This window comes from Corallococcus sp. CA047B (assembly GCF_003612065.1).
Taxonomy (GTDB): Bacteria; Myxococcota; Myxococcia; order Myxococcales; family Myxococcaceae; genus Corallococcus; species Corallococcus praedator.
Genome location: NZ_RAWD01000010.1, coordinates 39,577 through 56,860, shown reverse-complemented (window position 1 = coordinate 56,860; position 17,284 = coordinate 39,577). Strand labels below are relative to the sequence as shown.

Annotated in this window: 14 protein-coding genes; 7 read left to right on the top strand and 7 right to left on the bottom strand. The window is 68.2% G+C overall.

What is annotated here, in order from left to right:
• Positions 1-48: 48 nt before the first annotated feature.
• Positions 49-483 (bottom strand): diol dehydratase small subunit, encoded by a 435-nt coding sequence (locus tag D7X74_RS03560; RefSeq protein ID WP_120531502.1) that lies wholly within the window; start codon positions 481-483, stop codon positions 49-51.
• A 177-nt stretch (positions 484-660) separates the two neighbouring features.
• On the opposite strand from D7X74_RS03560, the gene D7X74_RS03555 reads away from it, so the two are divergent.
• From D7X74_RS03555 to D7X74_RS03545, 3 genes are read left to right on the top strand one after another with little or no spacing between them, the layout of a single operon-like run.
• Positions 661-2,094, top strand: coding sequence for a hypothetical protein (locus tag D7X74_RS03555; RefSeq protein WP_120531488.1), 1,434 nt, complete (start codon positions 661-663; stop codon positions 2,092-2,094).
• Between the two features lie 39 nt (positions 2,095-2,133).
• A complete protein-coding gene (locus D7X74_RS03550) occupies positions 2,134-2,538 on the top strand; it encodes a hypothetical protein (RefSeq protein WP_120531487.1) in 405 nt (134 codons plus the stop codon).
• Positions 2,535-3,314, top strand: coding sequence for a hypothetical protein (locus D7X74_RS03545; protein WP_120531486.1), 780 nt, complete (start codon positions 2,535-2,537; stop codon positions 3,312-3,314). The genes D7X74_RS03550 and D7X74_RS03545 overlap by 4 nt, the downstream gene beginning before the upstream one ends.
• Positions 3,315-3,332: 18 nt before the next feature.
• Here the strand turns inward: D7X74_RS03545 and D7X74_RS03540 are convergent, their stop codons facing one another.
• The 6 genes from D7X74_RS03540 to D7X74_RS03515 form a co-directional block, all read right to left on the bottom strand.
• Positions 3,333-4,412: a hypothetical protein gene (locus tag D7X74_RS03540; protein ID WP_147446459.1), complete on the bottom strand. Its 1,080-nt coding sequence runs from the start codon at positions 4,410-4,412 to the stop codon at positions 3,333-3,335.
• Between the two features lie 29 nt (positions 4,413-4,441).
• Complete coding sequence (locus D7X74_RS03535) at positions 4,442-6,733, bottom strand: hypothetical protein (protein WP_120531484.1); 2,292 nt, start codon at positions 6,731-6,733, stop codon at positions 4,442-4,444.
• Positions 6,734-6,751: 18 nt separating this feature from the next.
• Complete coding sequence (gene tssI / locus D7X74_RS03530) at positions 6,752-9,238, bottom strand: type VI secretion system tip protein VgrG (protein ID WP_120531483.1); 2,487 nt, start codon at positions 9,236-9,238, stop codon at positions 6,752-6,754.
• A gap of 147 nt (positions 9,239-9,385) precedes the next feature.
• Positions 9,386-9,853, bottom strand: coding sequence for a ribonuclease HI (gene rnhA / locus D7X74_RS03525; protein ID WP_120531482.1), 468 nt, complete (start codon positions 9,851-9,853; stop codon positions 9,386-9,388).
• 24 nt (positions 9,854-9,877) lie between these two features.
• Positions 9,878-11,512 (bottom strand): glycoside hydrolase family 43 protein, encoded by a 1,635-nt coding sequence (locus D7X74_RS03520; RefSeq protein ID WP_120531481.1) that lies wholly within the window; start codon positions 11,510-11,512, stop codon positions 9,878-9,880.
• 69 nt (positions 11,513-11,581) lie between these two features.
• Complete coding sequence (locus tag D7X74_RS03515) at positions 11,582-13,240, bottom strand: hypothetical protein (RefSeq protein ID WP_120531480.1); 1,659 nt, start codon at positions 13,238-13,240, stop codon at positions 11,582-11,584.
• A gap of 312 nt (positions 13,241-13,552) precedes the next feature.
• Between D7X74_RS03515 and D7X74_RS03510 the strand changes: the two genes are divergently transcribed.
• Genes D7X74_RS03510 through D7X74_RS03495 form a run of 4 tightly spaced genes read left to right on the top strand, consistent with a single transcriptional unit; the run spans position 13,553 to position 17,180 of the window.
• Positions 13,553-14,437 carry a siderophore ABC transporter substrate-binding protein gene (locus D7X74_RS03510; protein WP_233595331.1) on the top strand — a complete coding sequence of 295 codons (885 nt, stop codon included), beginning with the start codon at positions 13,553-13,555 and terminating at the stop codon, positions 14,435-14,437.
• Positions 14,400-15,464 carry an ABC transporter permease gene (locus D7X74_RS03505; RefSeq protein ID WP_233595332.1) on the top strand — a complete coding sequence of 355 codons (1,065 nt, stop codon included), beginning with the start codon at positions 14,400-14,402 and terminating at the stop codon, positions 15,462-15,464. Before D7X74_RS03510 ends, D7X74_RS03505 begins: the two co-directional genes overlap by 38 nt.
• A complete protein-coding gene (locus tag D7X74_RS03500) occupies positions 15,454-16,425 on the top strand; it encodes an iron chelate uptake ABC transporter family permease subunit (RefSeq protein ID WP_233595333.1) in 972 nt (323 codons plus the stop codon). Before D7X74_RS03505 ends, D7X74_RS03500 begins: the two co-directional genes overlap by 11 nt.
• Positions 16,422-17,180 carry an ABC transporter ATP-binding protein gene (locus D7X74_RS03495; protein ID WP_120531477.1) on the top strand — a complete coding sequence of 253 codons (759 nt, stop codon included), beginning with the start codon at positions 16,422-16,424 and terminating at the stop codon, positions 17,178-17,180. The genes D7X74_RS03500 and D7X74_RS03495 overlap by 4 nt, the downstream gene beginning before the upstream one ends.
• The last annotated feature ends 104 nt before the right edge of the window (positions 17,181-17,284 follow it).

The following is a 17,284-nucleotide window of genomic DNA, read 5'->3' as shown; positions in this document are numbered from 1 at the left end:
GGAGGGATGTCTTGGGTGTCTACCTGGGTGGGGGGTGCAGTCCTGGCGTCAGTGCGAGTCGCTCAGGATGCCGCGTCGCTCGTAGACACTGGCGGCCTCACGGACGAGCTCCGCGCTGCTCGTCGCCCCGTACTGCTCCTCCAGTTCCTTCGCGATGGCCAGCAGCTCATCGCGGGTGGAGGCTCCGGGACGCAGGGCGTTGTAGATTTGCAGGATGCGCTCGTCGGAGACGGCGGTCAGCTCGCCCGCTCGGCGGAAGTTGCTGGCCAGTTGGGTGCGCCCCACGGACTCCGCGATGCCCGCTTGCAGGTGAAGGGTCTCCGCGGTGATGCGCAGATCCTCGGACGTCACCCGGCCGTCGAGCACCGCCTGGAAGGTCAGCGCCTCCAATGTCTTTCCGGTGGGGGTGTGCAGCCGCTCCGGATGATGCTTGCCCAGGGGATAGCTCAAGGGCGGGGCGGGTCGCTGCGCATCACGGCTCATGGGCATCGCTCCTTCGAGAAGGTGTCCCTATTGGGAGGCGGAAGGCACCGCATGGAATTCGTCATGCGCCGCCCGATTCCCAATGCCACGCGCGCTTTTCTTCCAGAACCCGGCGAAACGACCAAGGATGACAGGGGCTGCCTTCCTGCTGGCCGCTTTCCCTTCCTGGGGGTCCTGATGTTCCTGGCGTCGCTGCTGTCTGTTTTCACGGGTGCGTGGCTGCTTGCCGCGACGCCGTTCACCGTCACCGTGAAGTCCGCGGGCTACTCCGCCCGCTCGGATGGAGAGACGGTCACCGTCACCCAGGTGGTCAAGAAGGGCCTGGCCGACACGGCGGGGCTCCAGACCGGGATGACACTGGTGCGCATCATCACGCCGATCCGCCGCTTCACCTCCCGCGCGCCCTTGCCCCAGCTCACCGAGGACGAGTTGCTGGACGCGTTGACGCCCCCACCGGGAGAACTCCTCCAACTGACGGTGGCGTCGAAGGATCCGAAGAAGAAGGGTCCGGGTTCCGTCTTCCTCCAGAGTCGGGAGCCAGTCCCCGACAACATGTTTCCCGTCGTGCCCCTCCCCAAGGAGAAGCTGGAGCGGCTGACCATGCTGCAGATGAACTACTACTTCGCGCGGCTCGCGCAGGCCGCCGAAGCGGAGAAGAACAAGCCCACGCTGGAAGCCGAGCAGGAGACGCGCGCGTATGTGGTGAAGGGCCAGCTCGCAGGGGTGATGGGAGGCGGCTTCACGCCCCTCCAGACCCATGCGCGGCTCATCCTGAAGGCCGACTGCCACAGCCCCCTGGAGAAGGTGGAGCTGAGCGGTGGGGCCGGTTTCCAGGCCCTCACGCTGCGGCCTGACTCCGCGAACCAGACGTACAAGCGCTTCGTGGTGGACCTTCCGCTCTGGCCCGTCCGGGACGTCGTCCAGGGTTGCGCCAGCCCCCGGCCGCCCTTCGAGCGCACCCTGAGCGTCGGCATGTCCTGTCAGGGCAAGCCCGTGCTGAAGCGGGATGTCCCCGTGAAGCTGACGGTGCACTGTGAGGAGCCCCTGCCGGGCGAAGTCACCTACGGCCGGCAGGTGCTCTACCTGGTGGACCCCTGGGAGTTCCTCGTGGGCGACACGAAGCCCCTGTTGGCGCGAGTGTCCCTCGACAAGCTCATCCCCCGGCCCGCCGAGGCCACCCTGGTGGAGCTGGATGCCGCGGGCAAGGTGAGCCGGCGCCACGCGTCGCTCCCGACGGACTCCCATGAGCAGGAGCTCAAGCTCACGCTGGACACGAAGGAGGCACGCACCGCGCGGCTCGCCGTCGAGGTGCGCTTCGCCGACGGCAGCCACTGGATGAGTGCGTCGGAGACGCGGGAGATCCTCAGCCAGGAGCAGGTGGACGCCCGGACCCGGCGGGTGGTCGAGGCCCGCGCGAAGCTGGATGCCTTCGAGAAGCGCTTCTTCGAGAAGTTCGACGACCCCTGCAAGGACCTGCCCGCGACGATGAAGTGGCTCCAGGCCCAGACCGACCTGGAGTACGCCTCGGCGGAGAAGGACGGCCACTCCTTCTCCTACAAGGTGAAGGGCGCGCTCGCCCCCCTCGCCTTCAGTTGCCACTCATGGAAGTGAGCGCCGCGCCCCCGTAGACTGGGTTCAAGGGGGCAGCACATGAGCGGTGAGGGCACACAGCCGGTGGCGGCCGTGCTGGTGAAGATGATGGATTTCCGCGTGGGCCGCGTGCTGCTGTGGACCGTGTCCGTGCTGCTCGGACTGCTGGGACTCGTGCCGGGGCCTTCCAGCGGCGACGTCCTCCGCGTCGCCGCCCTGCTCGGGGTCCTCGCCGCGGCGGGAAGCTTCAAGGCGTGGAGGGACGAGGGCGGGCGCTTCGGCCCCAGCTTTGGACTGCTGCCCCGGCTGGCCTTCGGGGCCGTGCTGTTTGGCGCCGCCGCGCTGCTGGTGTGGTGGCGCCGCCGCCGCGACCCGAAGTCCGCCGCGGCGGCGCTGTCACCGCCCTCCGCCGAAGAGGTGGACCGGTGGGCCGCCGCCGAGCTGGCCCAGGAGCAGGCGCGATGAGCACCGCCCTCGTGGAAGTGGGAGGGCAAGCCCCTCCGGTCCGCCAGCGCGAACGCATGGCGGGGATGGCCCGGGCCGGGCTGCGGGTGCTCGTGAGCGTGGTGCCTTCACTGGTGGGCTCCGGCTTCTGGGGCGCGCTGAAGGGCTTCTTCCTCTTCGGAAGCTTCGGCCTGGTGATGGCCGGCGTCTTCGTGCTGGTGCCCCGCCTGTCCGGCGCGGCGCCCACCCCTGTGTGGCTGGAGGTCCTGAGCTTCGTGCTCACGCCGCTCGCCCTGGCCCTCTCCGGAGGCTACGTGCTGATGGTCCACGCCGTCAGCGCCCGGCTCGCCCGCGAGGTGCAGGAGCGCGGGTTGATGGGCTACGCCTACGCGGTCATCAAGCCCGCCACGCTCCAGGCCGCCCGGCGCCTGCGAGGTGCCGGCGCCACCAGCCGCGAGGAGCTCACCCGCGCCATCGAGCAGTCCGTGGCGGAGCGGTTGAAGGAGGAACAAGAGGAGGAGCCTGACGCACCGCCCTCCCGCACCGAACGGCTGGAGCGCTTCCTCATGGAGCAGTCCCGCCGGGTCCTGGGCCTCATCGCCCTGCGCGCGGTGGTGACGTCGCCGGATGTCCCTTCCGCGGTGCGGGAGCTGGAGACGCTGGCCATCGACCGGCTGGAGGGCGCGCTGGTGGAGACGCTGGAGGACATGTTCTTCATCCAGAAGGTGCTCGCGCTCGGAGCGGGCGTGCTCGTCGCCGCCGTGCCGACGTTCATCCTGCTCGCGCTGTCCCGCTGAAGCCGGCGGGCCCTGGCGTCAGGGCCCCGAAGCCCGGCCGAAGTCCCAACGCGTGATGAGCTGCTTGCGAGGCATCACCGCCGCGAGCGCCAGCGGGGCCCGCGTCCAGAGCAGGTTCTCCGCGTCCTCCACCGCGCCCAGTGCATGGGGCGGCCCGGGCGTCCCCAGCACCTGCTGGGCGTAGAGGCGCGAGGGTCCCGGCTCCGTCTGGAGATAGGTGAGCCAGCCACCCTCGGGTGAGAACTCGCCCAGCTCCACCCGCTCCAGGGGCGACAGCTTCACGAGCGGTGTCAGCGTCGCTTCCTGGTCGTCCCAGGTGGCCCGCCAGACGCCGCTCACATCCCGGTCCTTGTCCTTGTCCGAGGAAGGCAGTCCCGCGACGGTGAAGACCGCCAGCGGCTGGGTGGGATGCAGCCGCAGCTCGTCCAGGCGCAGGCCGCCGGAGCCCGCCAGGAGGACGGCCAGGGCGCGCGCCAGCGGATGGTCCAGGGGCCCGTCCAGCGCGGGGCCGTGCACCTGCACCTCGTTGTCCTTGCGCAGGACGAGCACGCCCGCGCCCGCGTCCCAGACGAAGCCGCCGTCGTGGCCCATCTCCCGCTCACCCACGGTCTTCGCCTTGGGCCCGCTCAGGTCCAGCACGCGCAGCCGGAAGTCCACGCTTCCGGTGTTCAGGTAGTTCTTCAAATCCCGTATCAGCACGGCGATGCGGCGCGGCTCCACCGACAGCCACCGCGCGCCCACCGGGGTTTCATCCATCTTCCTGGCGGCCATGTGCATCTGGTGGCGCTGCTGCGTCAGGTCGTAGACGACCAGCAGCCGCGTCTGCAGGTAGGCGCAGGCGTCGGGAATCACGGCGGGCGAAATGGCCTGGAGGTCTCCGCCAGACACCTGCGGCAGGTAGCCCTTGTCCACCCGGGACGTCTGGGCGGAGTCCGCGCCCAGCGTCAGCATGCGCAGCGTTTCGTCGAAGAGGATGACGGCCGCGGCGCCGGGCCGGGGCGTAGGCATCACCAACGCCAGTTGCTCCGACGTCACCGGCAGCGGGTAGCTCCGGGCGGCCGACGGGAAGGGCAGGCTCTGGCTCAGTGTGAGGGGCACGGGAGGCATTCAGGCTCCAGGATGACGTGTCACGACGTGGGCACCACGTTCACGAAGCGGACCTGATCCTCGTAGAGCAGCCCCTTGTCATCCCCGGGAGCGTTCTCCACCTTCTCCAGCACGGCCGCCAGGTTCTTGAGGATGGGATGGTTGCGCATCATCCGCTCCTGCGTCTTGGCGAAGTGCTTCTTCTTCTCCTTCTCCGTCAGCGCCTTTGTCTCCACGAAGGCCTCAATGCCTTTCTTGAGGTTGTCCGCGATGACGGGCAGCCCGTAGAAGCGCATCGGATTCACCACCGCGAACTGGTAGAAGAGGTTGATCTTCCGGGGTAGGTTGAGACGCTCCTCGACGAGCGCCAGGCCCTTGAGGGTCTCCTCGTACCACTTCGAGTACTTCTTCTTGGACGCGAGGATCATGTACCAGTCGGTGCCGAACATGATCTTCGTCAGCATGTGCTTCTGCTCGCAGACCTTGGCCAGCCCCTCCCACATCAAGGGAAGCTTCTCCTCGCGCTCCAGCTTCTTGAAGGCCTGCGCCTCCTTCTTCGAGCGCTCCGGAGACGGCATCAGCGGCTCCAGCAGGGGCAGGTACGACAGGTCCGTGTGGAAGTTGTCGTACTTCTTGCAGAGCTCGATGATGGACGTCACCCAGTTCTTCTCGTAGGGCACGTCGTCCTCGTCGAAGCACTTGCCGTTCTCGTCCTTCAGGTAGTGCCACCACAGGCACCGGTCCGAGGCGAAGTGGGCCAGACACAGCTTGAGCTTGTCGTGGCGCTCCAGCAGCGGCCGCCACGCCTCCGGGTGCAGGTGCTTCTCCTTGAAGTACTTCAGGCGCAGGGGCGGATCCTGGAGCATCTTCTGCGTGTCGCCTCCGGCGCGTGCGAGCCGCGCCGGCATGTCCTCGTGCATGCGGACGACGCGAGCGGCCTTCTCATAGGCCTCGCCGGTCTCATCCATCGCGGCCCGCGCGTCGTTGTATTCGCCGTAGGCCTTCCAGTATTCGGGATCGGTCGGCAGCATGGAGATGGCCGACAGGTCTGGCGCGAGCGTTCCGTACTGATTGTACAGATGAGGGTCCAGCGGCAGGCTGTGCTCGGCGCAGTAGTCCTCGAAGGTCTTCTCCTTCTGGGAGAAGGTCTCCTTCGCGTCCAGGTACGTGCCGCGCTTCTTGCGCGCGTCCGCGTAGGCGTCCTTGTCCGCCTGACTGAGCGCACCCGCCGCGGCGGGATCCAATTCGATGTAGAGCTTGCGGTCGTGCGTGAAGTGACCGCTCGGGGTGCAGTGGTTCATGATGGGCACGCCCTCCGCCGCGCACTTCGCGAAGAACTCCGCCAGGGCCGGCACGTTCGGATCCGTGGGCTGGTAGGCCTGTGACGTGTACATCTTGAAGCCCGCGAACATGCCCGCCTGCGTCTTCGTGGCCAGCTCCGCGAAGGGCTTGCTCCAGTCAGGAGAGAGTGAAGCCTCCGGGAAGGCCTTCTCCTTGCCCGTCCACTGCGAGAAGCGGCGCGGCTCGTAGTGATACATGGGGATGAGCCGGAACGGGTGCTCGGCGCACGCCGTCTTCGTGGCCAGGACCTGCGCGTTCCAGGGCTCGAAGATGCCCCACTCAGCGGGGTGGGCGGCGCCCAGGTCGGGCCGCTCGTCGACGTCCCCCGTGAGGCGTGTGCTGAAGGTGTAGTAGGAATCTCCGCCGTCGGGAGGCTCCACCTCCGTGTAGACGCTCTGGCCCTTGTAGCCATCCAGATGGCACAGGTCCATGTCCATGGTCAGCACGATGGACATGCCCAGGAAGGACGGCTCGCAGTCGCGCAGGTGCTTCGTCGCGTCGGACTTGCGGAACACGGAGAACACGCTGTCGTTCTGATCGACGGTGTCCCCGCCGATCTTCAACGTCTTGCGCGGGGACCAGCCCAGGAAGGGTTGGAACCACCGGACGATGAGCAGGCTGCCCACGCCGTTGAGGAACTTGCGCGAGCTGGCCGGCGACAGGATGCCGCCCACGCGCGGCTCCAATTGCGTGTAGTACGCCACCGGGAACGGCGTGCAGTTGCCGCTCATGATGTGCATGTGCGCGTCGATGACGACGGGCGGCAGCGGCAGCTTCTCCGACGCGAGCAGTGAGGCGCTGGAGCCGCCGGGCAGCTCGATGAAGGCATCCGGGATGGTGACGCTGTCCCCGGGCTTGATTTCATTGGGCCCGCGCTTGCCTCTCAGGGACTCATTGGACTTGTGCTCGTAGATGTTCTTCCAGTCACTGAAGCCAAACAGCGAGGCGAGGCCCTGGGGCGTGTCGCCATCCTGGACGGTGTAGTTCTTCATGGTGTCCTCGGGTGCGCTTCAGCTCTTGGAGATTCCCGCATCCAGGTCGGGGAAGGAGATGCGAAGCGGGCCGGGCGGGATGTCCTTCAACTTCGCCTTGCCGCTGCCATCCAGCGTGCCCTTCTGCACGGTGCCGTCTGGCAGCTCCGCCTCGAAGGCCACGTTGGAGAGCGCCTTGCCGTCCGGCCCCTTGAGCTGGAGGTCCATGGGCGCGGGCTTCTCCTGCGTGAGCTTCTCGATGTCCTTGAGCTTCGCCTTCTTGTCCTTGAGCGAGCCGGAGCCTTCCATCTTCACCTTCGCGCCCTTGAACTTCACCTCGGAGCCGTCGACGGTGAGCGTCTTCGCGAAGAGCTTCACCGCGCCGGACTTCTCCATGTCGAGGATGAGGTGGTCACCCACCATCAGCGAGAAGCGGTCCGCCTTCAGCCCGAACGTCTTCGCGAGCCACGCCGTCGCCTCCTCCACCTTCACCTGGGAGTCCGCCCCGGCCTGCTCGCCCAGGTCCTTGCCAACCGTCACGGTCAGCTGCTTCTTCGCCTCCGTGACGAAGTCCCCGCCCACCTTGCGCGAGCTGTCCCCGCCCACGGACTCCTGCCGCGTGCCAATGACATACTCGGTGGAGGCGCCGCCAATCTGGAGCGAGCGCAGCCCCCCCGTGGCCTCGTTGTACGCGAGCGCCACGTTGACCAGCGAGGCCCCACCGATGGTCTGCGCCCGCGCGGCGCCCACGTCCATCATCGCGCCCTGCGCGACGAAGACCGTCTCCTTGCCGCCCACCGTCACCGCCTGGTTGCCTTCCACCGTCTCGTCGTGGCTGCCCTGGGTGGTGCTGGTCCGGTCCTTGTGCACCTGGAGCGTCTGATGGCCCTCGACGACGCCCACGTCGTCCTTCTTGACGAAGAGGAACTGGTTGCCCTCCACGGTGCGCGCCCGGTCCTTCTTCACCAGCAGGTCCTCGAAGGCCCGGACCTCCTGGTCCTTGTCGTTCTCCGTGACCAGGTCCTGGTCCTTCTGCGCGTGGTGGAAGACCTCCTCCTGGCCCTTGGCGTCCTCGAAGCGCAGCTCGTTGAAGCCGTCGCTGCCCTTGCTGGAGGCGCTCTTGTGGGTGCTCTTCGTCTTCTCGTCCGGCAGCGCGTAGGGCGTCGCGTTGGCGCCGTTGTAGACGGAGCCCGCGACCAGCGGCCGGTCGGGGTCCCCCTCCAGGAAGCGCACCACCACCTCCTGCCCGATGCGCGGCAGGACGAGCGCGCCCCACGCGGGACCGCCCAGCGCCTGGCTGGTGCGCACCCAGCAGGACGCCTTCTCATCCCGCTGGCCGTCCCGGTCCCAGTGGAACTGGACCTTGATGCGGCCGTGCGCGTCGGTGTGGATCTCCTCGCCGGCCGGGCCCACCACCTGCGCCGTCTGGAGCCCGGTGATGCGGTGCCGGGGCGTGAGCCGCCGGGGACGGAAGGGCACGTTGGCGGGCATCACCTGGAACTGGTTGCGGTACAGCCCGCCCAGGGCCTCGCGGCCTCCGTGGGTCTCCGGCTGGCCGCCGTGGTGGCGCACCGTCACCACGACGTAGCGGCCCTCGTGCGTGCCGTCGTCCTCCACCTGCAACAGGTGCCCGGAGGTGAGGCGGGGACAGATGCCCTCCCCTTCGAGCGTGAGCGCCGCCTGGGTGGCCTCCTGGACGCGCACCCGCGCCGCCGCCTTGCCCGTGCCCGCGGCCACGTACCCGCCGGGGTAGTCGTACACCTCCAGCGCCTCCATCCCTTCGGAGGACTTCGACTTGCCGGACACGTCCAGCGACGGCTTCTCGAAGTCGAAGTCCTTCAGGTGCACCGCGCCGGGACGCAGCCTGCGCACGCGTCGCAGGTCCGTCAGGTATTCGCCCGTCTCCACCCGGCCGTCCTCGTCACGCAGGGGCAGCGCGGCGCCACCGGGCGGCGCCTCATGGACGCTGGGGGCATCCCCGAGCACCAGGACGTGCCCCTCCTCGGAGTGCTCGAAGAAGTAGAAGATGCCCTCCCACTCCATCAGGCGACTGAGGAAGTCGAAGTCCGTCTCGCGGTACTGGGTGCAGTACTCGCGCGGCGCGTGGCTTTCGTGAAGGCTGACGCGCACCTCCACCTTCGCGGAGGTGAGGACGTCCTTGAGGATGTCCGGCACGGACTTCCCCTGGAAGATGCGGCTGCGCTTCACCTGCGTGAGGCGCCACAGCGCGGGCACGATGCGCGCGCGGTAGCGCCAGCGGCCGTCGCGAAGCCCCAGGGACTCCACCGTGCGCACCATCCCGTGCACGTGGCGCGGCGTCCCGCCCGGCTGGGTCACCGTCAACAGGGCCTCCGCCCCCACCAGGGGCGCGGTGTCCAGGGACTCGGGCGCCAGCGGCGCGAAGTCCACGCTGAAGTCGAAGAGGCGGCTCAGGCCCTCCTCGCCCTTCAACCGCTCCACGACCAGTGAGTCAGCCTCGAGGGCTCCCACCCGCAGGGTGAAGGCGGGTGATTTGGCGTTGGGCATGGACTTCCCCCGTCAGTGCAAGGCTTGCGACCGAAAGGGCTACCATACCAGGAGTGTGCAAGCGCTGCACCGCGAGGCCGTGAAAAGAATTGCCCTCCGGAGGGTGGGAGGTTGGGGTCGGATGTGGATGGCTTCGGCCCGGGGCCGCTACCGCCCGAGCCGGGCCGCCAGCTCCAACCGGGCCGCGACGGCCAGCGCATCCGCGCGGTTGTTCTCCACGTCATCCGAGTGGCCCCGCACCCAGTGCCAGGACACCTCGTGGGTGCGCACGGCCTCCAGCAATTCGCGCCACAGGTCCGCGTTGGACACGGCCTTCTTGTCCGACGTGCGCCAGCCGTTGCCCTGCCACTTGTCCAGCCACTTCGCCTCGAAGGCGTTGCACACGTACTTGGAGTCGGTGAACACCTGCACGCGGCACGGCATCTTCAGGGCCTTCAACGCCACGAGCGCCGCGGTCAGCTCCATCCGGTTGTTGGTGGAGTCCGCCTCCGAGCCCTGGAGCTCCTTGCGGTAGGACTTCCGCTCCGGGGCGATGAGGATGGCCCCCCAGCCGCCCAGGCCGGGGTTCGGCGAACAGGCGCCGTCGCAGTAGATGTGGACGAGAGGGAGCGACATCGAACGCGCACCCTACCCCGGGGCTCAGGGGATGACGATGCGCGAGTGCAGGCCCCGGCCGTCGTAGGCCGCCGCGCCGCAGCGGGCATGTGCCCAGTCCCCATTCACCGCCGAGCAGATGCGGAAGGCCTGGATGTTGGAAGGGGCCACGTTGATGCCCGGCGTGTCGCAACGCCCCTGGTAGGTCCAGGCCAGGCTCTTGTTGACGGACGCCACGCCGATGCAGGGGCCAATCCACGCGCCGGTGTCCCGCCGCTGCACGTCGATGGAGTACTGGGCCGGGGTCTGCAGCTCGTTCCACTCCAGGTCCACGAACGGCGTGAAGCCCCCCGGCAGCTCCAGGGAGACGTCGTCGGAGATGCCGTCATACGCCTTCTCCACGAAGGCCCCCCAGGCGCCGTTGATGGCGTAGAAGATGCGGAAGGCGGCGATGTCCCCCTTCGTCACCACGCGGTCCCCCGCGCTGCGGCACACGCCGTCGAAGACCGTCTTGTTGGACTGGCCCAGGAGCGCCACGGAGCTGCACGGCCCAATCACCGACCCGTCCCGCAGGACGACGTCCAGCGAGTAGCTGTAGCCGTTGAGCTTGTTCCAGCGGACGCTCACCTGATTGAGGGAGGTCATCGCGCCGTCGGGCTTGAAGCCGACGCGCTGCATGTACGTGCTGCGCGAGGTGAGGTTGCCCGCGGTGTCGAAGGCGCCGACATGGAAGACATTGAAGTACTCCCCCCGGCGCTCGACGATGACGTTGTGGCCGTGGCTCTGCACCAGCTTGCCGGCGGAGTTGCGCAGCGGCAGGGACAACCGCCGCACCGCGCGCGCCCGCGTGAGCTGGGGAATGGAGTCCGCCATCACGTAATACATGGCGTACTGGCTGTTGTACCAACCGCCGCTGAAGAGCAGGTAGTAGATGCCATTGCGCTTGAAGACCTCCGGGGCCTCGTTGATGCCCTCCTCATGGGCAGGCGTCGCGAACACGGCCGGGCCCGCGTGGTTGTAGACGGTGCCCGGGGCCGCCATGTTGAAGGAGGAGATGTTGTTGCCCCGGTCGAACCAGACATAGAAGAACCAGCGGTCCGCCACGTCGTTGTACGTCGCCGAGTCGATGCGGATGTTCCGGTTGCAGCCCTGCGGCAGGCAGCCCGTCGCGGTGGAGGTGCGAGGCCACGTCGTGTTGGCGTTGAGCGGCTGGGGCGCGCCGAAGTTCAGGTTCAGGTCGGGCGCCGTGGCGACGAAGGTCGTCACCTCCTGGCCGGCCGGTGGGCACGCCGCGCCGTTGGGCACCCGGTGCGCGGAGAAGTGGAGCTGGTAGGCACCGTTGGACTTGTTGAGGTCCGGCGCCCAGAGGAAGCAGTAGTCGTAGGTCGGATCCGCCGCGGACGGATTGTAGTCGCGCTTGAAGCGGAACGCCGTGAGGTCGTTCGACTCGTAGAGCGGCAGCACCACGCCGTTGCCCGTGCCGGTGAGGAAGAACAGGTCGTCGTTCTCCTTGTAGACCTCCGGGTCCGCCAGCCATGGCATCACCAGCGTCCGCGCGTTGTCACCGGCCGCCAGCGCCGCGCTTGAAACCTCCTCCGGCGCGGGGACCGTCCCGCCTCCACACCCGACAACCCCCGCGAAGAGCGTGGACAGCCACCCGACGACACGAACGGTCTTCATGAGCCCTCTCCTTCAAACCAATATTTCTGGAATTTCTAGAAATATCAGGAAGAAGGCAAGAGGGCGGAGTCAGTCATCCCGCTTGGGGGACGGAGGCATCTCCGTGTTGTAGATGTTGATGGAGCCGTCATCGATGGACTTCTTCGACCCGAACACCATCGTCTGCACATTCGGCGGGAACACGGGGCTGGGGACGTGCATGCCGGACGCCTTCCAGTAGTGCCCGAAGGCGTTGGTGGGGAGGATGAGCTTCGTCCCCAATGTGGTCGCCGCATCCTCCAGCACCATGGAGCAGGTGCGGCAGGGGGTCTTCACGCCGCCCACGAACGCGGGGAGCACCTCGCTCAGGAGGCCCGCACCGTCGAGCGCCATCAGGATGGGATGGAAGAGCTCCTCGGCGTGGATCTTCTTCTTCGTGAAGTAGGTGTCGCCCTCGCCCTTCGTCTTCTTCTTGGGCAGGACCACGTAGACCTTGCCGCTCACCACCGGGGACTCCACCGACCAGTGCTTGAAGCCGTCCTGGGTCGCGCTCTTCGCGACGACCAGTTCCTCGATGTCCGTGGCCGCGAACTTCAGCGACCGCTGGATCTCCTGGAACACGTACTCCCACTTGAACCGGAAGTAGTCCGGGTATTTCTCACTGCCGAACTCGGCCTGGTACACGGGGAGCTTCTCCGTGTGCTCCTTGCCGAAGTTGCGCATCGCCGTCTTGTAGCCCCCTGTCAGGGTGCCCTTCAGGTCGACCTTCGCCAGGAAGGCCTTGACGGAGCCTTCCGTCTTGAGCGCGGCCAGCAGGCTGGTGGAGAACGTGAGGTTGTTCGTCGACAGGAAGAGCGAGCCGTTGGCCCACAGGGCCTGGAGCTCCACCGGGTTGTTGCCATCCCCGCCTCCGTTGAACTCCACCACGTACAGCAGCGAGCAGAGCCTGCGCAGGAAGGAGTTGGGGCCCAGCTCCCGGTAGTCCCACGGGAGGCTCCGGTCCGCGAGCTTCGCCGCGTTGACGACCGTGGGCGCCGACTTGTTCATCTTCGGGTAGACCGTCGTGCCCACCGTCTCCTCCGAGGTCAAGTCGTCGCGGTACCGCTTGAGGGCCACCACCGTCCCATCGTGGAGCTCGGTCTTCAGCGGGTTCCGCTTGTCCGACAGCGCCCCGTTCTTCGTCTTGAACCTCTCCCGGAAGCGCTTCTTCTCCTGGTACGTGGCCTCGCTCCTCGCCAGGTGCGCGTTGGGGTCCGTGGGTCCGAAGACGAACGCACGGGGGAGCTTGTCCGCGCTCTCCAACTCGAGGGCCAGGTTCGGCTTCTTGTGCGAGCCGCCGCGGAACCCCTCCTCCAGCGCTTCCAATTCCAGCGCCGTCGTGTCGTCGTAGAGGTCCAGGTCGTCCCATTCGCGCTTGCCCAGCACCCCCAGCTCCTTGCGCTTCGCCATCCGCGCCGGCTTGCCTGAGACCTGCGGCTTGACGATGAAGACCGCGTCCGACTTGTGGCACTTCATGCACACGGGCCGGGCGCCCTTGAGCGTCGGGTAGTCGTCCGCCGTGCACATCCCCGAGGTGCGGTCGCACCGCCGGCAGTGCCAGGTGAAGTAGTTCACCGACCGCGTCTCGACGATGCTGCTCCCGTGCTTCGTGGAGCACGGTACGCACTTGGGGACCGCGCCGGGCCGTTCGCTCTCCGTGAAGAGCTCACTGACCTGCTTGCAGGTCTTGCATTCGAAATAGAAGAACATCGGTCTCCAAATGCTCCCCGCGTGGGTTCGGCCCCGTCAAGCCGGCGGCCCCCTGGAAGCCCTGCCCGCCCGGAGGCCTGTCGCGGGACGGACGACCTTTGACGCTCCGGCCGCGATCCGCTATACCCACCGCGATATTGATTATCAAAATCATTTGATATCAGTAGCCAGCCTGGATTGAACGACCCCGTGAGCACCTCTCCCCGGCGTTTCCCTCCCCTTCTCGCGGCCGTTGGCGGCGTCGCGGTCCTCGGGCTCGCGGTCTTCGGTCTGCGCGCCTCGCGTTCCTCCACGCCAGTCCCGGAAGCGGCCGTGCCTGCGGCGTCGGCGCCCTCCGCGGGCCGGACCTTCACCCACGGGCAGGGCAGCACCGTGGTGGCGGAGCATCCGAAGCAGGTGGTGGTGTTCGACCTGGCCGCGCTGGACACGCTGGACGCGCTGGGCGTGGACGTCCAGGGGGTGGCCGGCGAGTACTTCCCCGGGCAGTTGGCGAAGTACGGGGACGCGAAGAAGTACCCCCGGTTCGGGACGCTGTTCGAGCCCGACTACGAGGCCCTGAGCGCCGCGCGGCCCGACCTCATCATCACCGGAGGGCGCTCCAGCGCGCGGTACTCGAAGCTGAAGGACATCGCGCCCGCCATCGATCAACCCACGGACGACGCGCACTACCTGGACACCATGACGGCCAACACGGAGCGGCTGGCGGCGGTGTTCGGCAGGGAGGAGAAGGCCCGGGCCCTCCTGGCGGACCTGCGCCAGTCCATCGAGGCCCTGAAGAAGACCACCGCGACGCGGGGCCGGGGGCTCGTCGTGCTGACCACGGGCGGGCGGATGACCGCCTATGGCCCGGGCTCCCGCTTCGGGGTGCTGCACGAGGGCTTCGGCATCCCGGCCGCGGCCCCAGCGCTCAAGGCGTCCCTGCATGGGGAGGCCATCGGGTCTGAGTTCATCCTGGAGACCAACCCGGACTGGCTGTTCGTCATCGACCGCGACGCGGCCATCGGCGAGGGGGGCGGCGCCCAGCGGCTGCTCGACAACGAGCTGGTGCGCCAGACGGCGGCCTGGAAGCAGGGACAGGTCGTCTACCTGGAGCCGGCCAACACCTACCTCATTGGCGGAGGCATCCAGTCGGTGCGGCGCCTGATGGAGCAGATTTCGGATGTCTATGCGCAGCCTCGACAGCCCTCCGCTCCCTGAGTCGGGCACCTTCGACAGACGCGCCCCCCACCGCTCCGCCGTGGTCCCGGAGCCGGCGCTCGCCGTGCCGCGCCTGCTCGTGGCGGGCCTCGTCGTGCTGGTGCTCGCCGGGCTCAGCCTGCTGATTGGCGTCAGCCACGTGTCGTGGGACACGCTCTTCGCGGCCGGAGGGGATGACCGGGCCGTGCAGGTGCTGGTCATCAGCCGCGTGCCGCGCACCCTGGCCCTGATGCTTTCGGGCATGGCGCTGGGCGTGGCCGGCCTCATCCTGCAGATGCTCGCGCGCAACCGCTTCGTGGAGCCCTTCACGGCGGGCACCGCGGAGTCCGCGAGCCTGGGCATCCTCGCCGTCACCGTGCTGGCGCCCGAGCTGCCCGTCCTGCTCAAGACGCTGGTGGCCGCGGGCTTCGCGCTGGCGGGCACGGCGCTGTTCCTGCTCATCCTGCGGCGCATCCCGCTGCGCTCGGCGCTCGTGGTGCCGCTGGTGGGCCTGGTGCTGGGGGCCATCTTCGACGCGGCGACGACGTTCTTCGCCTACCGCTTCAACCTGCTCCAGTCGCTGTCGGCCTGGACGACGGGGGACTTCTCCAGCGTCATGCGCGGGCGCTATGAGCTGTTGTGGAGCGCCTTCGTCCTCACGGGCATCGCCTACGTCGTCGCGGACCGCTTCACGGTCGCCGGCATGGGTGAGGCCTTCACCACCAACCTGGGCCTGAACCACCGGCGCATCGTCGCGCTGGGGCTGGCCCTGGTCGCGATGGTCACCGCCGTGGTGGTGGCCACCGTGGGGATGATTCCTTTCATCGGACTCATCGTGCCGAACCTGGTCAGCCTGATGCTGGGCGACAACGCGCGGCGCTCCATCCCGTGGGTGGCGGTGATGGGCGCGGGCTTCGTGCTGCTCTGTGACATCGTCGGGCGGGTGGTGCGCTACCCGTATGAGATTCCCGTCGGCACCGTGGCGGGCGTGGTGGGCAGCCTGCTGTTCCTCCACCTGCTGCTGCGGCGGGACGCCCGTGTGGGCTAGCGCGCTCAAGCCCGAGGGCCACGAGCGGCGGCTGCTCCTGCTGGGGGGGCTGGCCCTGCTGTGCGTCGTCGTGTTCATGACCCTGGGCGCCCAGGGCCGGTGGGACTTCGTGCTGCCCTTTCGCGGGCGCAAGGTCGCGACGGTGGTGCTGGTGGCCTACGCCATCGCGGTCTCCACGGTGCTGTTCCAGACCGTGACGGAGAACCGCGTGCTGACGCCGGCCATCATGGGCTTCGACACGCTCTACGTGCTGCTGCAGACGTGCCTGCTCTTCTTCCTGGGCTCCACCGCGGTGGCGTCCCTGGACGTGCGCCTGCTGTTCGCGGTGGAGGTCACCGTCATGGTGCTCTTCTCCGGCGTGCTGCACCGGTGGCTGTTCTGGGGCGGGCGCCGGAGCATCCACCTGCTGTTGCTCACAGGCGTGGTGCTGGGCGTGCTGTTCCGCAGCCTGTCCACCTTCCTCCAGCGCGTCATCGCGCCCAGCGAGTTCGCCTTCCTCCAGGACCGCTTCTTCGCCAGCTTCAACAACCCGGATCCGGACCTGCTCGCCGTGTCGGCGGTGGTGACCGTGGGGGCCTCCCTCCTGGGCCTGGGCCTGCTGCGCGCCTGCGACGTGCTGGGGCTGGGCCGGGACCTGGCCATCAACCTGGGCGTGGACCACCGCCGCACGGTGTCGCTCCTGCTGGTGGTGGTGGCGGTGCTGGTGTCGGTGTCCACGGCGCTGGTGGGGCCGGTGACGTTCTTCGGCCTGCTGGTGGCGAACCTGGCCTATGGGCTGGTGGGCTCGCACCGGCACGTGCACATCCTGCCCGCCGCCGTGTTCCTCGCGGTGATTGGCCTGCTGGGCGGGCAGTTGCTGCTGGAGCAGGTCTTCTCCTTTGGCGCCAACCTGCGTGTCATCATCGAGTTCCTGGGCGGGCTGATGTTCATTGCCCTGCTCATGCGAGGTGCCCTGCGATGATCGAGGCCCGGAACGTCTCCCGCCGCTACGGAGACACCCTGGTGGTGGACGACGTCTCCCTGCGGATCCCCGAGCGCGGCGTCACGTCCATCATCGGGCCCAACGGCGCCGGCAAGTCCACCCTGCTGTCGATGATCAGCCGGCTGTTGCCGCTGTCCTCGGGCGTGGTGCTGGTGGACGACCTGGACGTGACGAAGACGCCCGGCGACGCGCTGGCCCGGCGGCTGGCCATCCTGCGCCAGGACAACCACCTCACCGCGCGGCTGACCGTGCGGGACCTGGTGACGTTCGGCCGCTATCCGCACTCGCGGGGGCGCCCGACGGTGGAGGACCGCGCCTTCGTGGAAGGGGCCATCCACCACCTGGGCCTGGAGCCCATCGCCCACCGCTTCCTGGACGAGCTGTCCGGCGGCCAGCGCCAGCGCGCCTTCGTGGCGATGGTGCTGTGCCAGGACACGCACTATGTGCTGCTGGATGAGCCGCTCAACAGCCTGGACATGAAGCACGCGGTGTCCATGATGCAGGAGCTGCGGCGCGCGGCGGACGCGCTGGGCAAGAGCGTCATCCTGGTGCTGCACGACCTCAACTTCGCCTCCTGCTACTCCGACCACATCATCGCGATGCGCGAGGGCAAGGTCGCCTTCCAGGGCAACGCGGAGCAGCTGATGCGCACCGAGGTCCTGCGCGGCATCTACGACCTGGACATCGCCATCCACCAGCTCGACGGGAAGTGGATCGCCGTCCACTACCGCTGAAGCCCCCGAAGCCGGGAGGGCTCAGCTTCGCGCGAGCACCACCGGCTCGGGTTCCCCCAGCCACGACAGCTCCAGGGCCGGCTCCGGCGCGGTGGGCTCACGCG

Excerpts from the sequence above, each read along its gene's own strand:
- D7X74_RS03560 (WP_120531502.1), bottom strand. The coding sequence starts at position 483 with ATGAGCCGTGATGCGCAGCGACCCGCCCCGCCCTTGAGCTATCCCCTG.
- D7X74_RS03555 (WP_120531488.1), top strand. The coding sequence starts at position 661 with ATGTTCCTGGCGTCGCTGCTGTCTGTTTTCACGGGTGCGTGGCTGCTT.
- D7X74_RS03550 (WP_120531487.1), top strand. The coding sequence starts at position 2,134 with ATGAGCGGTGAGGGCACACAGCCGGTGGCGGCCGTGCTGGTGAAGATG.
- D7X74_RS03545 (WP_120531486.1), top strand. The coding sequence starts at position 2,535 with ATGAGCACCGCCCTCGTGGAAGTGGGAGGGCAAGCCCCTCCGGTCCGC.
- D7X74_RS03535 (WP_120531484.1), bottom strand. The coding sequence starts at position 6,733 with ATGAAGAACTACACCGTCCAGGATGGCGACACGCCCCAGGGCCTCGCC.
- tssI (WP_120531483.1), bottom strand. The coding sequence starts at position 9,238 with ATGCCCAACGCCAAATCACCCGCCTTCACCCTGCGGGTGGGAGCCCTC.
- rnhA (WP_120531482.1), bottom strand. The coding sequence starts at position 9,853 with ATGTCGCTCCCTCTCGTCCACATCTACTGCGACGGCGCCTGTTCGCCG.
- D7X74_RS03520 (WP_120531481.1), bottom strand. The coding sequence starts at position 11,512 with ATGAAGACCGTTCGTGTCGTCGGGTGGCTGTCCACGCTCTTCGCGGGG.
- D7X74_RS03515 (WP_120531480.1), bottom strand. The coding sequence starts at position 13,240 with ATGTTCTTCTATTTCGAATGCAAGACCTGCAAGCAGGTCAGTGAGCTC.
- D7X74_RS03505 (WP_233595332.1), top strand. The coding sequence starts at position 14,400 with ATGTCTATGCGCAGCCTCGACAGCCCTCCGCTCCCTGAGTCGGGCACC.
- D7X74_RS03495 (WP_120531477.1), top strand. The coding sequence starts at position 16,422 with ATGATCGAGGCCCGGAACGTCTCCCGCCGCTACGGAGACACCCTGGTG.